This is a genomic window from Agrobacterium larrymoorei, assembly GCF_013322225.1.
GTDB classification, from domain to species: Bacteria; Pseudomonadota; Alphaproteobacteria; order Rhizobiales; family Rhizobiaceae; genus Agrobacterium; species Agrobacterium larrymoorei_A.
The window spans coordinates 23,001-37,652 of the sequence record NZ_JAAMFB010000018.1; the positions used below are offsets into that span (position 1 = coordinate 23,001).

The window sequence follows — 14,652 nt, forward strand, 5'->3', positions numbered from 1 at the left end:
GCATGACGGCAATATTTCCGAGCTTGAGCGCTGAAAACTACGCCCCTCACCCGCTCCATGCGTCTGACCGGATGTGGCCGGAAACCAACTGCTATGTCGATCTCTGGATCGAGCTTCTGGCATCCAGCGGATTGCCGCCGGAAGCCATGCTCGGCTTTACGCTGACACAGGATTTCGAGGGCGACCAGTTCACCTTCTTCAAGGTGCCGCTGGAAGACCTCGAAGCACTCTACGGCATCCGCGTCACCGAACTTGCCATTTTCGACAGCATCGAAAACCACGTCGAAACCCAGCTGGAACGCGGCCGCATCTGCCTCATCGAAATGGACAGCTTCTACATGCCCGATACTCAAGGGGTCGGCTACCGCAAGGAGCATGGCAAGACGACGGTCGCGATCAACCGAATGGATCGCGAAAATCGCAGGCTGGAATATTTCCACAATGCGGGTTACTTCGCGCTGGAAGGCGACGATTATGCCGGCATCTTCCAGCATCACCTCAGCGAAGCGGATGCGCCATTCCTGCCCTATACGGAATTCGCCAAATTTGCCGATGAGCGTATGTCCAAGAAGCATCGGCAGGCTGTCGCAGAGCGTCTTCTGGCCCAGCATTTTGCCAAGCGCCCAAGAGAGAACCCTATCCGCGCCTTTGCAAAAGTGTTTCCGGCGCAGGTGGAAAAGGTGGCGGATCGGCCCTTCGGCTATTTCCACAAATATGCTTTCAATACGCTGAGGCAATTCGGGGCGAATTTCGAGCTTCTGGCCAGCCATCTGGAGTGGCTGGGCGGCGAGCAGCGTTTCGGCAATGCGCAGGCTCAGGCGCTTCGTATTTCGGAAGTGGCAAAATCCGTGCAATTCCAGCTTGCCCGCGCAGTCACCCGCCGCAAGTTCGATGCTTTGGCGACCGTGCTCGCTCCCGCCGCCGATGCATGGGACGAGTTGATGGCCACACTCGCCACCTCCCTTGACAAGAGCAGTGAGGCGGCGTGACGGCGCAAGCTTCCACCCCCAGCACGCTTCAGCCTTCATACGGGGGCGAGCTCTTGAGCGAGGGCTGGACGCTGACGCTGACGCCTGCCGACGCCTACGCACGACCTGCCGATATTCCGCCCGATGCCGACACTATCACCGCACCGGTGCCGGGAACGGTGGCCCAAGCGCTGGAAGCGGTCGGCCAGTTCGACCGTCTCGCACCGAAACCATTGAACGGTCTCGACGCATGGTATCGGCTGACGCTGATTTCCGATGAAGCGGGACGCGGCACGCTTCATTTCCGCGGGCTTGCCACCATTGCTGAAATTTTCCTGAATGGCGCATTGGTCGCCAACAGCTCCAGCATGTTCGAGGCGCAAGATGTGTCCGTCGAACTGACCGGCGCGGACGAGCTTGCTATCTGCTTTCGCGCACTCGCTCCACGGCTGGAAAGAACCGGTCCCCGTGCCCGCTGGCGACCGCAGATGATGAGCACGCAGGGCCTGCGCCTCATCAGAACGACAGCGCTCGGCTACATGCCCGGCTGGTGCCCCGAAATCCACGCCGCCGGACCCTGGCGGCCTATCCGCCTGCTGCGCGACATCCAACGTCGTTTCGATCTTCGCTCGTTTCATTCGGAATTGAGTTCAGACGGCACAGGCATTGTGCGGGTGTCGATCAATGTTGCCAACGCCCCCGCCTCCGTGGAAATCGGTTGCGGGGATCAATGGAGCGCACTGGCGACATCAGGCAACGGCGTCGTGTTCGAAGGCGAGATTAGGCTCGTTGATGTCGAGCCATGGTGGCCAGCCACCCATGGCAAACCAGCGCTTCACGAGATTACCCTACGCATCGATGGCGAGATTTTTCCTCTCGGCAGAACCGGTTTTCGCCGCATCGAGATCGACCATGGTTTAGATGGCAAGGGCTTTGGGCTCAAGATCAACGGCGCGCCGGTGTTCTGCCGCGGTGCAGTCTGGACCAATGCCGATATCGTTCGCTTGCCTGGCCGCCGACAGGATTACGAACCGTGGCTGCGCCTTGCCGCAGAAGCCGGAATGAACATGATCCGCATCGGCGGCACCATGGCCTACGAGACGCCGGAGTTCTTCGCTTTGTGCGACGAGTTGGGTCTGATGGTGTGGCAGGATATGATGCTCGCCAATTTCGATTATCCGGCTAAGGATCAAGCGTTTCTCAGCCATATCGAAACAGAAATCACCCAGTTTCTGCGCAATACCGCCCTCTCGCCTTCGCTCGTCGTTTCGTGCGGCGGCAGCGAAATGTACCAGCAGGGCGCTATGCTGGGACTATCCGAGCAGTTCTGGAAAGGCCCGCTGACGGAGGAAATCCTTCCGGCGCGTGTGCGCGAACTTCGCCCTGACATCGCTTACGTTCCCAACTCTCCGTTTGGCGGCGCTCTTCCGTTCTTCCCGAACGAGAAAGTCGGCCACTACTATGGTGTCGGAGCCTATTGCCGTCCACTGGAGGACGCACGTCGCGCGGACCTCCGGTTTGCAGGTGAGTGTCTGGCCTTTGCCAACATCCCGCAACAAAGAACCCTCGACATGCATCTATCCGCAAGGCCTGTCCATGATCCGGCCTGGAAGGCCCGCGTGCCGAGAGACAGGGGCGCGTCATGGGATTTCGAAGATGTGCGCGACCATTATCTGTCGCTTCTCTACGATGTCGATCCGGCGAAGCTGCGCCGGGAAAACGTCGAAAAATACCTCGACCTCTCCCGTGCCGCCATTGCCGAGGTAATGGAGGCGACGTTCGGAGAATGGCGTCGGAACGGCTCTTCCTGCCAGGGCGCGCTGGTGTGGACGCTTCAGGATCTGGTTCCCGGTCCCGGCTGGGGCGTGATCGATGCAACGGGCGAACCGAAATCCACCTGGTATGCGCTAAAACGGGCGTTCCGTCCGGTTCAGATCATATTGACCGACGAAGGCACCAATGGGCTCCATGTGCATCTCGTCAACGAAACATCGAATGACCTCCAACTGATCCTGGAGCTCACCTGCCTGCGTGACGGCGCGCAGCCGGTCGTGACCGGGAGACGACAACTGAACCTTACTGCGCGAAGCAAGGAGACGATAGCCGCAACCGATCTATTCGGTGCTTTCTTCGATACGACGTATGCCTATCGCTTCGGCCCTCCGTCGCATGATGTGACAGTGGCAAAGCTGCGCCACGCGGAAACAGGGGAGCTGGTTGCCGACGCGTTTCACTTCCCGCTGGGCAGGGGCTCGGCAATGCACCCGACAACGCTTGCAACGACCGTCGAGCGAAAAGATGGACGGTGGTTCATCAATGTCGCGACCGACCGCTTCGCGCAGTCGGTGCATATCGACGCGGAAGGCTATCGCCCAGCCGAAGACTGGTTTCATTTGGACCCCGGCGAGACCCGCAGCATAGAACTTTTGCCCCTCGACCCCAGCCAGACACACGAGCCCCATGGGGAAATTCGCTCTGTTGGCGGTGGGCAGCGGTTCCGTTTTTGAAGAAATGCGCTATAACTCAGCGCAACCGACAGTGCCGGGACGAACCGGATCGTTCGACAGAAGCAGTCGTGCGCCGTTTCACCGCTGGCAAAACATGCATTCATCCCCATTTCCCCGCGATACTGGCCGCTTCTCCCACAAGCGGTTTTGACGCAACCGAAAACATCAATTACCTTCCAGTCAGTCCGGCAAGGCATAGAAGTCCTACATGGAAAAAAGTCTGACGCGTTACATATGGACGCATACGAAGCGCCAGCAGCTTTACATTCTGCTGATCGTCGCCTTGTCCATGATACCCTATTTTCTGGCGTTCGATCTTCCCAAGCAGATCGTCAACGGACCCATTCAGGGCGACGGCTTCGAAGGCGCGAGCGCAACGCAGCTGTTCATGCACCTCACGGTGGACATTCCCTATCTCGGAACGATCACCCTTTTTCCGGGCATCGAACTGGACCGCATGTCGACGCTGATGGGGCTTAGCCTGACGTTTCTTGCGCTCGTCATCGTCAACGGCCTCTTCAAATACTATATCAATACCTACAAGGGCCGCCTCGGGGAGCGCCTGCTTCGCCGTATCCGCTTCGAACTGATCGACCGGATCCTGCTGTTTCCACCTTCTCACTTCAAGCGGGTGAAGGGCGCGGAAATCTCCAGCATGATCAAGGACGAGGTCGAGCCTATGGGTGGCTTTACCGGAGACGCCTTCGTTCAACCCGCGCTTCTTGGCGGACAGGCGCTTGCCGCGCTGTTCTTCATCCTCATCCAGAACTTCTGGCTGGGTCTGATCGCCGCCTTCATGGCGGCCATCCAGGTCGGTATCATTCCGAAGATGCGCCGCCGCCTGATCGATCTCGGTCGCCAACGGCAATTGACCGCAAGACAGCTTGCAGGTCGCATCGGTGAAATGGTCGAGGGCATCGGCACCATTCACGCCTATGATACATCCAATTACGAGCGTGCGGACGCGGCCCACCGTCTGGGTGAAATGTTCAAGATCCGTTACGACCTCTATCAGTGGAAGTTTCTGGTCAAGTTCATCAACAATTTCCTGGCCCAGCTGACGCCGTTCTTCTTCTATGCGCTTGGTGGTTATCTGACGCTACGCGGCAGCCTCGATGTCGGTCAGCTGGTGGCCGTCATCAATGCCTACAAGGAGCTTCCCGGCCCGCTGAAGGAGCTGATAGACTGGGATCAGGCGCGGCAGGACGTGCAGGTCAAATACGAACAGGTCTTCGAACAGTTCGATAGCCCGAGCATGATCGATCCGAAGATTCAGGCCGTTTCCGCAGCCTCTGCTGCCGCAATCGCGGGCCCGATCGTGATCCAGGGTCTCTCGCTGGACGATGACAGCGGCACGCGGTTGCTGGATCAGGCCAACCTGACCATCAATCCCGGAGAAACGATTGCCGTCGTCGGCAGCGCGGGTGGGGAAGCGCTGGCCGATGCGCTGGGGCGCACGCTCTGGCCGACATCGGGAAAGATTTCCATCGGCGATATCGACCTGCACGAACTGCCGGAATCCGTCACCGGTCGACGTATCTCCTACGTATCCGCCGAAACCTATTTTTTCCATGCAAGCCTGAAAGACAACCTGCTTTACGGCCTCAAGCACGCCCCTCTCAAGCCCAGGGAATACGAAGGCAAGGAGCTGGAACATCGCAACTGGGAAATCCGCGAGGCCAAGCTGGCGGAAAACCCGGATATCGACGTGCATAGCGACTGGATCGACTATGAAGCGAGCCCCGCCGGCAGTGACGAACAGGAGCGCTTCCTCAAGGGCATGCTCGATGTTCTGGACACGGTGCAGCTTTCACCGGACATTCTCGAATTTGCACTGCGCTCCACCATCGATCCCCTGAACGACCTGCATCTCGCCGCCCGCATCGTCGAGTTGCGCCAGGTGTTGCGAAGCGAGATGGAACGGGAAAACCTGAGCGGCCTCATCGTGCCGTTCGAGCCCAACAGCTACAACACCGAAGCGACGGTGGGTGAGAACATCCTGTTCGGCACCATGCGCGATGCATCGACCACCAGCCGCGAGATTATCCAGAGCGACTATTTCCGCTCGCTGATGCGGGAGACAGGCCTTTCGACCACGCTTTTCGATATGGGTTACGCGATTGCGGAAAACATCGTGGACATTTTCAGCGACCTGCCTCCGGACCACCCGCTGTTCCAGCAACTGACCTTCATGACCGCGGATGAAATTCCGACTTATCAGCAGATGTTGCAGCGACTTCAAGGCAAGGGCTATGGTGATGCGACGGAGGCTGAACGGCGCGCCATGCTGCGGCTCAGCTTCTTCTACATCGAACCGCGCCAGCGTCTCGGTCTCCTGTCGGATGACGTGATGAACCGGATCGTGGAAGTGCGTCACATGTTCTATGAAAAAATGCCGGATGAGCTTCGTAACCTGATCGAGCCTTACGATCCGGACAAGTACGCCACGTCCACGAGCCTGCTCGACAACATTCTTTTCGGCAAGATCAGCCACCGCTACACGGATGCCTCGCGACGCATCACGCGCATCGTGGCGGATGCGATGCACAAGCAGGGCCTCTATGAACGCGTGCTGGCGGTCGGGCTGGAATTCAATCTGGGCGCAGGCGGAAAACGCCTCGGCCCGTTGCAGCGGCAGAAGCTCAATCTGGCGCGCGCACTTATCCGCCGCTCTGACTATTATATCCTCAATCGCCCGCTCCCCGGGCTCGATCACAGACTGCAACAGGAAATCGTCGACAATGTCTTCGCCTTTCTGCGGCAAGACGGAGCAAACCCGACGATCATGTGGGTGCTGTCCAACCCGGCGCTGGCGAAAATGTTTGACCGCGTTATCGTCGTCGCGCAGGCGTGTGTTGTCGCAGACGGAACATACGAGACTCTTGTGGAAGAAAACGGTACATTCAAGGAAATGATTGCGGCTTAAGCTATGCGTCGCATTCAGACTAGGGAAACACCAACAGGACAAGGCGATGCTTCTCAAAGATGAAATTCAGATGCTGAAGCGTGTTCCATTCTTTAGCGAGATGGAACCGTCGAAACTCAAACTTCTCGCCTTCGCATCGGATCGCGTTTCCTACCGCTCCGGCGACGAGTTGTTCCGGCAGGGCGATCTCGGCGATGCCGCCTATGTGCTGTTGACGGGCAAGGTGGACGTCCTGATCGACTCGCCAGCGGGTCAGATAAAGCTCACGGAAATGAGCGGCAACGCCATCGTCGGTGAAATCGCCATCCTCTGCGATAGCGTGAGAACGGCGACCGTCATAGCATCCACTGAGGTGGAGGCGCTGCGGATCGGCAAGGAGCAGTTCTTCAAGTTGATGTCCGACTTCCCGGATGTTACGATCAAGGTCATGCGGGTTCTGGCCGAGCGACTGACCCAGACGACCACCGAACTCAGCAAAGCCAGATCGCTTTCGTTATAATATGCGCAATACTCTTCTCGAACGACGGTTGAGCAAAAGAAAAATAAAAGTGGCGCGACTGTAATAAAACTGAAATGCTGCATGGCTTAGTAGGGCGCGGTAGAACATCGCCGCGCAAATTGGAGCAACGGCAGCAGAAAACAAGAACGGAGCCTATCGGAGGAAAGCTTGAAGGGGTTACCGTTACAGGTTGGGGTGTATTATGGCGTTGAAGTCCGACACCGAGCGTCGGGACAATAAGCAGGAATTCCGCGTAAAGATCTGGGGAGCAAGGGGAACGCTGCCCGTATCAGGAGAGAAATTCCAGAAATACGGTGGCAACACGATCTGCATCGAGGTTCGATGCGGCGATCACGTTCTGCTTTTCGATGCCGGTTCCGGCCTGCAACCCGCAGGTATGGCGCTCAGAGCCGAAGGCGTGACGAACGTCGACCTGTTCTTTTCGCACTGCCACTACGACCACATCATTGGTTTTCCCTATTTCAAGCCCTTCTTCAAACAGGAAAACGATATCCGTATCTGGTCCGGCCACCTTGCGGGACAGAAAACGACCCGCCAGATGCTGCGCGAATTCATGAGCCCGCCGTGGTTTCCGGCACCTCTCGATATTTGCTGCGCCCATATCGGCACTCAGGATTTCGAAGCAGAAGACACGCTTTCCGTTCATCCCGAGCTTTCGATAAGGACGGGTCTGCTGAACCACCCCGGCAAAGCCATCGGCTACCGGATCGACTGGCAGGGTCGCAGTCTGGCGATTATCACCGATACGGAACATGAGCCCGGCAAGCTGGACAAGGCGGTGCTGAAGCTGATCGAAGACGTCGATCTTTTCCTCTATGACGCAAGCTTCTCCGATGCGGAGATGGAGCTTTACAAGGGCTATGGTCACTCGTCATGGCAGCAGGGCATAAGGCTGGCGAAAACGGCCAACGCGAAGAATATCGGCTTCATTCATCACGCTCCGTTCCGGACCGATGAGGAACTCGACCAGATCGATGCCGATGCCCGCAAGGAATTCGACGGGGCTTTTGCTGCCTATGATGGTCAAACGATAGATTTGTGATCTCTCCGGCTGGTCGCTTCGCTTTGCGCGGTACCGGAGATTTGATCGGTTATCGACAAATGAAAGCCTTATTGTCTTTGGCATTCTGGCATCTGCTGCGCTATGTGCGCAGCAATACTGAAAATCATATCCAAGACGACTCGGTGAGCTCCCTTATTACCAGGGCAGTGCATCAAAGAGACTGCTGATCCTGTTTAAGCCGGAGATAATGTATGGCGCAATTCGTGTCGGAGACTACGTTGAGGCGCGTGCGTCTGCTCTCCGGCCTTGTCATGCTATCCTTCGTCGCAACGCATCTTTCCAACCATGCATTGGCATTGATTTCCGTCGACACCGCCGAATATGGGCGCATGTGGTTTACGCTGGTGTGGCTCAACCCCATCAGCAGCATCATACTTTACGGCTCCGTCCTAACGCACCTCATTCTGGTGCTGCGCTCGATATATCTGCGGCAAACCCTTCGTATGCCGCTTCGGGAAGCGCTTCAGATCATCGCCGGACTGATGATCCCCTATCTCATCATTGACCACGCTGGCAGCATCCGTCTCTCCCGCGTGCTGTTCGGGATCGACACCAGTTACGAGATCGTCATCTACAATTACTGGATTCGAAATCCACAACGCGGAATCTGGCAAAGCACGGCGCTGCTGGTGGTATGGTTTCACGGCTGTCTCGGCGTGTTTTTCTGGCTCCGCTATCGTGACTGGTACAAGAGGGTGTCCCCCTACCTCCTGACGGTTGCCGTCCTGCTGCCTATTCTCGCCCTTTTGGGTTTCAGCGATGCAGGCCGGGCGATGGAGTACAATCCCCCGCCACCGCACATCCGCCCCACCAATCAGGCTTCTGTGGATACCCGCGTCGGGACTTATACCGACATCATGAAAGGCCTTTTCGGTGGATCGGTGCTACTGGTTTTCGCCATGCGTGGAGTGCGAAGCTGGCGGCGACGCTCGAGCGCCATCGAAGTCCGCTATGATCACGGCGCACTGGTTCGAGCACCCCTGGGTCTCAGCGTGCTCGAAGCAAGCCGCCTCGGCGGAGTTTCGCATTTTTCCGCGTGTGGAGGAAAAGGGCGCTGTTCGACCTGTCGCGTCAGAATCCTTGGGAGCGATGGCCCCCTGCCCGCGCCCTCATCGATGGAAAGTGCGACGCTTCAACGTATCCACGCAGATTCCGATGTAAGACTGGGGTGCCAGCTTCGACCGAAACACGGGCTGAATGTCGCGCTGCTTCTGGCATCGAAGCAACAGGCCGATATTCCAGCAAGAGACGAACCTATTCGACCCGGTCGCGAAGAAGACATCGCCGTGCTCTTCTGCGATCTTCGCAATTTCACAGCTATTTCCGAGGCGCGCCTGCCTTACGATATGGTCTTTCTGCTGAACCGTTACTTCACTGTCGTCGGTCAGGCAGTGGAGCAGGCGGGCGGCCGGCTGGACAAGTTCATCGGAGACGGCGCAATGGCGTTGTTCGGGCTTGAGGGTAACAAGGAGACTGCCAGCCGCGACGCCATGAAAGCTGCGGCGCATATCCTTCGCTCGATAGAAGAACTGAACGAAGAGTTGGAAAACCAGTTCGCCGTGCGCTTTCGCATTGTCATCGGCATTCACGCCGGGCCCTCCATCGTCGGCATCATGGGCTATGGCGCGGCCAAAAACCTGACCGCGATTGGTGATACCGTGAATGTGGCAAGCAGGCTTGAAACAGCTGCGAAGGAGTTCGGGACGTCGATCGTCATCTCGGAACCGGCTATAATCCAGTCCGGGCAGGATACAGGCTCGCTGCAAAGCCGCACCATTCCCATCCGTGGACGCAGCTCCGAGATGAAGGTTTTCCTGATTTCCGAAGAGGAAAGCAGACGTTTCCTGTAGGCCTCAGATCTTGCGGTAAAGGAAGTATCTGTCCTGCGGCACCGATTGCGGAACCGGGATCGGGTTGAGGCTTGGCTCCAGCAAAGGAAGACCGCTGACGGCAATGCCGCCCGGCGCGAGCATGCCGGCCACAATCTGCGGCAGCCATGTCAGCGTAATAGCGTCCTTCTCGTCGTAACCGGTGCCGATATCGGCATGAACGAGGGCGGCACCGATACCGATATAGGCGCGGGCGGTCTGGTCGATTTCGCCCAGCACCAGATTGCCTTCCTCCGGCACGGAGGATGCATGCGCGCCCATCGCCCTGTCGAAAGCGACGATACGGCGGTCTGGAAAGAGTTCGCGCAAATGATTGAAGGTCCGTCCGTTGCCGAGACCGATTTCCATGACTGGACCTTCGTCCGAAAGATCGAGATCACCGTGGACATGGTTGAGAATGTCGCGTTGCGCGCTGAGGCGGCGAATGAAGCTGTCCAGTCTGCTCATGAATGAGGCTCCATCAGGCCTTTATGATGTGGGAAGCGGAAATACCACGCCGTGCAAAAGCATTGCGCGTATCGATGATCAGTGGTGCCCAATCGGCAAGCGCCTGATAGTCAATATTGTCGTGATCGGTCGCGACCAGAACGGCATCATAGGCAGCGATGCTGTCCCTGCCCCACTCGACCGACTTCATGCCCATCAGATCGCTATAGTCGCGGGTTTTCGGAATTTCAGCCACGTAAGGGTCGAAGAAGGAGGGGTTGCCGCCACGCTCGAGAATAAGTTCGATCAGCTTGAGCGACGGGCTTTCGCGAATATCCGGTACGTTCTTCTTATAGGCGAGACCCACGATCAGCACCTTGGAACGACTGAGCGCCTTGCCCTGATGAAGATCCAGTGCTTCCGCCAGACGCCCGATGACGTGGCGCGGCATGGCTGTGTTGATCTGCCCCGCAAGCTCGATGAAGCGGGTCGGCAGTTCATATTCCTTGGATTTCCAGGTCAGATAGAAAGGATCGATGGGAATGCAATGTCCGCCTAATCCCGGTCCCGGATAGAACGGCATGAAACCGAAGGGCTTGGTTTTCGCCGCATCGATGACTTCCCATATGTCGATACCCATCGCCTCGTAGACGACCTTCAATTCATTGACGAGCGCGATATTGACGGCGCGGAAGACGTTTTCGGTTATCTTCACCGCTTCCGCCGTCGCATTGGTCGAAACAGGGATGACCGTTTTGACGACCGCTCCGTAGAACGATGTCATCAGTTCGGACGCATCGGACCCATCACCGGCAACAACCTTTGGAATGGTCGAAGTCTGGAAATCGCGGTTGCCGGGGTCTTCCCGCTCCGGCGAGAAACCGAGGAAAAAGTCCTCCGCGGATTTCAGCCCGGTCTTTTCGAGGATGGTCTTGACCACGCCATCGGTCGTGCCGGGGTATGTGGTGGATTCCAGGACCACAAGCTGTCCCGGGCGAAGTGTTTTGGCGATTTCGCGGCAGGTGTTTTCGACATAGGAAAGGTCGGGATCGCGATATTTCGTCAGCGGGGTTGGAACGCAGATGGCGATCACATCGCAATCGCCAAGTTTCGAGAAATCGCAGGTCGCTTCGAAGGTTGCGTTATCGCAGGCCGTTTTCAGGATGTCGTCAGGCACCGCTTCGATGTAGCTTTTGCGCGCCTCGATCGCCGTGATCTTGGCCGGATCGATATCGAAACCCGTCACACGGAAGCCGGCATTGGCAATCGTCATGGCAAGCGGAAGGCCGACATAGCCGAGGCCGATGACGCCCGCTCTGGCTTTTCTGGACTGGATGAGTTCGAGAAGTTTTGGTGCGTTTTGAGAGGAAGTCAAAGCGTTTTGCGCCCCGCGCATGAATAAGAGATGTTCATCAGTTGGGCGAGAACACCCGCACTGTCAAGGTTGGGCCGGTTCAAATTCCGGTTGACGAAGCGTTCAGCGCCAACGCAAAACTCACATCATGAAAATCGCCATCTATTGCCCGCTGAAATCTTCTTACCACCCCGTACCATCCGGCGACCGCCTGATGGCGCGGCTGTTGATGAAGGCGATGCGGATTTCAGGGCATGAGGTGGAGGTGGTGTCGGAGTTGCGGTCGTTTGTGCGCGAGCCGGATAGCGCTGAAGCGGACGATTTGCAGAGCAGGGCCGCTACGGAAATCGACCGCATTTCAGCTTTGTGGAAAGCGGATGGAAAGCCGGATATCTGGTTTTGCTATCACCCCTATTACAAGGCGCTGGATTTGCTTGGACCGGAGCTTTGCAAGCGCTTCGGCCTGCCCTACGTGACGGCGGAGACCTCCTATTCCCCCAAACGAAACGCCACTGGCTGGGCAAATGTTCAGGCGAGTCTTTTGGACGATCTGCGATTTGCTTCCAGCAATATCTGCTTCACCGAGCGCGACCGCGAAGGGCTGTCGAAGGCTGACGCAACAATTCGTACAGAGATGCTGCCGCCTTTCATCGATGCCTCTCTGTTCAAGGCAAAAGCACCAAATCCCGTTAGAAACCGGCTGGCGACCGTGGCCATGATGCGCGCTGGCGACAAGCTTAGCAGCTACCGCGCACTGGCGGAAGCGCTGGCATTGTTACCCGATCATCTCGAATGGACGCTGGATATCGTCGGCGATGGGCCCGAAAGCGAGACAGTAAAGGGCCTGTTCAGCTCGATAAAGCCAAAACGCCTGATCTGGCATGGCGAGAAAACGGCTGAAGAAATCGCCGCCATTCTCTCTCAAGTCTCGCTTTATCTCTGGCCAGGTCATGGCGAGGCTTACGGTCTCGCCTACCTCGAAGCGCAGGCAGCGGGATTACCCATCATCGCGGAAAGAATCGCTGGCGTGCCGGAGGTCGTGATGGATGGTGAAACGGGCGTCCTGACACCTCCCGGCGACCCGCAGGCCTACGCAACAGCTATTCAGGAACTGCTGCAGAACGATGCGAGGCGACAGGCCATGGCCGAAAAAGCCCACCATTTTGCCACCGTCGAACGCTCGCTGGACAAAGCGGCGGTCCGGCTAGACAACATTCTCAAAAGCGCGCAGGAGCGCCAGCCATGACCGAAAAGCTTCTGCTGGAAACGCTCGATGACTTCGCTACCAAAGGCCGTATTGCCGATTTCTGGCTGCGCGACGACGATGCGATAGAACCGACTGCCGCACTGGATCGGCTGCTTGATCTTTCGGAGCAATTCTCCGTTCCGATGACGCTCGCCGTCATACCTCAACCGACCGGCGAGGCGCTGGCGGGGCATCTGGATGGAAACGCAAAAATCGATATTGCCGTACACGGATGGGCGCATCGCAACCATGCAGGAGCGGGTGAGAAAAAGCGTGAACTCGGCCTGCACAGGCCGAAAGACGTTGTTCTCGATGAACTGAAGGCCGGTTATAACAAGCTTGCGAAGCTGTACGGCAGCCGCTTCGTGCCGATGCTGGTGCCGCCTTGGAATCGTATCGATGATGCTATTGTTGAGGCACTGCCGGATTTTGGCTATGAGGCGCTCTCGGTTTTCGGGCCAGAAAAATCTGCCCCGGTTTCCCTCATCAACACGCATGTGGATGTGATCGACTGGCGCGGAACGCGTGGTGGACGAAACCATGATGTCCTGTTTGCCGAGACCGCCGCCAGGATCGAGGAAGCGCATGAGACCGGCGGTACGACCGGCATTCTGACGCATCACCTTGACCACGATGAAAGCGTTTGGTTGTTCCTGCAAAGGCTCTTTACACTGACTGCGAACCATCCTGGATGCCGCTGGCGCGCATCGTCCGATATCGTCAAAAACCTTTCACCATGATTTCCAGGCAATCAGCAAACCATCACCAGAAAGCGATGCGTGCTGGCGCGCCAACTCGACATCGCTGAACGGCGCTCCATCTTGCAGAAAAGCGGCAACGAAATCGGCATTTGCGAGACTAATGGACCCGGCGCGCGCCACCACCGTAAAGATCAACGGACCCGTCGCCCACCACGCGGGAGCCTTTGGCAAGGCTTCGAGAATGTGGGGAAAGGCTTCAAGCATACGGGAAAAAACCGGATGGCCCGGTGGTGAAGCGATGAAGGAATTGGCAAGCAGCAGACTACCTCTCCCGGTCTTGCGTGGTACGTCTTCCGCAAAGGCCGTCAGCCCGATCATCGGCAGCACATCACTGAAACTCAGATCGTCGCGTGCCGGATAAAAATCGCAGTCGAGATAAATACCCCCGAAGCGGGACAGAATGACGTAGCGCGCCACATCGACCGCACCGGGATAATCGCCGCCCGCAAGCATTCGGGCAAAAATGGGATTCGAGGCGATACCCTCCTGCTCCAGATCGGCCTCGCGCCACAGACGATAAGTGTAGCCTTGGGCCTCAGCGTGACGCGCCCACGCTTCAGTCGAAACCGGAACCGGCTTTTCTCCGATCCATATCTGATGGATGACCTTCGGCACCGCCTCACGGTTCTTCCGAGCAATCGCCCGCTTCTCTTGAACTGAGAAGCGCCCATATGGCTCGAATGTTTCCGGCGGCGGGACGAGCAGATATTGATATCCGATCCGGCTCAGCGCATTGCCTTCCGCTTTGGCAAGACGAAGATGCGCCGAGTGAAGCCTGCGCGGCAGACCAAGCGCGGTTTCCTCACCCATCAGACGTTGGTCTTCTTCGCGCGACAGAAGAGCGAGAAGAGCACGCGCACCGGCAAAATCTCCGGCTGCCGCCATCTGCCGGATTTCAACAAGTTTCGTGTCGAAATAAGCTTTGTCAGGCATCTTGGCTCCGTTGCTTTAATAAGACAGACATATCTTCGAAATAGATGTTTCTGCGCAAG

11 protein-coding genes are annotated in these 14,652 nt (G+C 57.4%); 8 read left to right on the top strand and 3 right to left on the bottom strand.

Features of this window, described 5'->3' with window-relative positions:
* Nucleotides 1-2 precede the first annotated feature (2 nt).
* The 6 genes from G6L28_RS11525 to G6L28_RS11550 all read left to right on the top strand — a co-directional run bounded on the left by G6L28_RS11525 (nucleotide 3) and on the right by G6L28_RS11550 (nucleotide 9,834).
* On the top strand, nucleotides 3-989 hold the full coding sequence (locus tag G6L28_RS11525) for a DUF1839 family protein (RefSeq protein ID WP_174063922.1): 987 nt from the start codon (nucleotides 3-5) through the stop codon (nucleotides 987-989).
* Nucleotides 986-3,475, top strand: a complete 2,490-nt coding sequence (locus tag G6L28_RS11530) for a glycoside hydrolase family 2 protein (RefSeq protein ID WP_174063923.1) — start codon at nucleotides 986-988, stop codon at nucleotides 3,473-3,475. The genes G6L28_RS11525 and G6L28_RS11530 overlap by 4 nt, the downstream gene beginning before the upstream one ends.
* A 208-nt stretch (nucleotides 3,476-3,683) precedes the next feature.
* Nucleotides 3,684-6,401 carry an ABC transporter ATP-binding protein gene (locus G6L28_RS11535; protein WP_174063924.1) on the top strand — a complete coding sequence of 906 codons (2,718 nt, stop codon included), beginning with the start codon at nucleotides 3,684-3,686 and terminating at the stop codon, nucleotides 6,399-6,401.
* Nucleotides 6,402-6,447: 46 nt separating this feature from the next.
* A complete protein-coding gene (locus tag G6L28_RS11540; protein ID WP_174063925.1) occupies nucleotides 6,448-6,900 on the top strand; it encodes a cyclic nucleotide-binding domain-containing protein in 453 nt (150 codons plus the stop codon).
* A 202-nt stretch (nucleotides 6,901-7,102) separates the two neighbouring features.
* Nucleotides 7,103-7,963: an MBL fold metallo-hydrolase gene (locus G6L28_RS11545; RefSeq protein ID WP_174063926.1), complete on the top strand. Its 861-nt coding sequence runs from the start codon at nucleotides 7,103-7,105 to the stop codon at nucleotides 7,961-7,963.
* A 212-nt stretch (nucleotides 7,964-8,175) separates the two neighbouring features.
* Nucleotides 8,176-9,834 carry an adenylate/guanylate cyclase domain-containing protein gene (locus G6L28_RS11550; protein WP_174063927.1) on the top strand — a complete coding sequence of 553 codons (1,659 nt, stop codon included), beginning with the start codon at nucleotides 8,176-8,178 and terminating at the stop codon, nucleotides 9,832-9,834.
* A gap of 3 nt (nucleotides 9,835-9,837) precedes the next feature.
* On the opposite strand, the gene G6L28_RS11555 is transcribed toward G6L28_RS11550, so the two are convergent.
* Together G6L28_RS11555 and G6L28_RS11560 are read right to left on the bottom strand one after the other, a co-directional pair.
* Nucleotides 9,838-10,320, bottom strand: a complete 483-nt coding sequence (locus tag G6L28_RS11555) for a class I SAM-dependent methyltransferase (RefSeq protein WP_174063928.1) — start codon at nucleotides 10,318-10,320, stop codon at nucleotides 9,838-9,840.
* A gap of 13 nt (nucleotides 10,321-10,333) precedes the next feature.
* Nucleotides 10,334-11,695 carry a nucleotide sugar dehydrogenase gene (locus G6L28_RS11560; RefSeq protein WP_174063929.1) on the bottom strand — a complete coding sequence of 454 codons (1,362 nt, stop codon included), beginning with the start codon at nucleotides 11,693-11,695 and terminating at the stop codon, nucleotides 10,334-10,336.
* A gap of 106 nt (nucleotides 11,696-11,801) precedes the next feature.
* On the opposite strand from G6L28_RS11560, the gene G6L28_RS11565 reads away from it, so the two are divergent.
* Together G6L28_RS11565 and G6L28_RS11570 are read left to right on the top strand one after the other, a co-directional pair.
* Nucleotides 11,802-12,899, top strand: a complete 1,098-nt coding sequence (locus G6L28_RS11565) for a glycosyltransferase family 4 protein (protein WP_174063930.1) — start codon at nucleotides 11,802-11,804, stop codon at nucleotides 12,897-12,899.
* Nucleotides 12,896-13,639, top strand: a complete 744-nt coding sequence (locus G6L28_RS11570; protein WP_174063931.1) for a polysaccharide deacetylase family protein — start codon at nucleotides 12,896-12,898, stop codon at nucleotides 13,637-13,639. Before G6L28_RS11565 ends, G6L28_RS11570 begins: the two co-directional genes overlap by 4 nt.
* Here G6L28_RS11570 and G6L28_RS11575 read toward each other — a convergent pair.
* Nucleotides 13,631-14,593: a glycosyltransferase family 32 protein gene (locus G6L28_RS11575; RefSeq protein WP_174063932.1), complete on the bottom strand. Its 963-nt coding sequence runs from the start codon at nucleotides 14,591-14,593 to the stop codon at nucleotides 13,631-13,633. The genes G6L28_RS11570 and G6L28_RS11575 overlap by 9 nt on opposite strands.
* Nucleotides 14,594-14,652 lie beyond the last annotated feature (59 nt).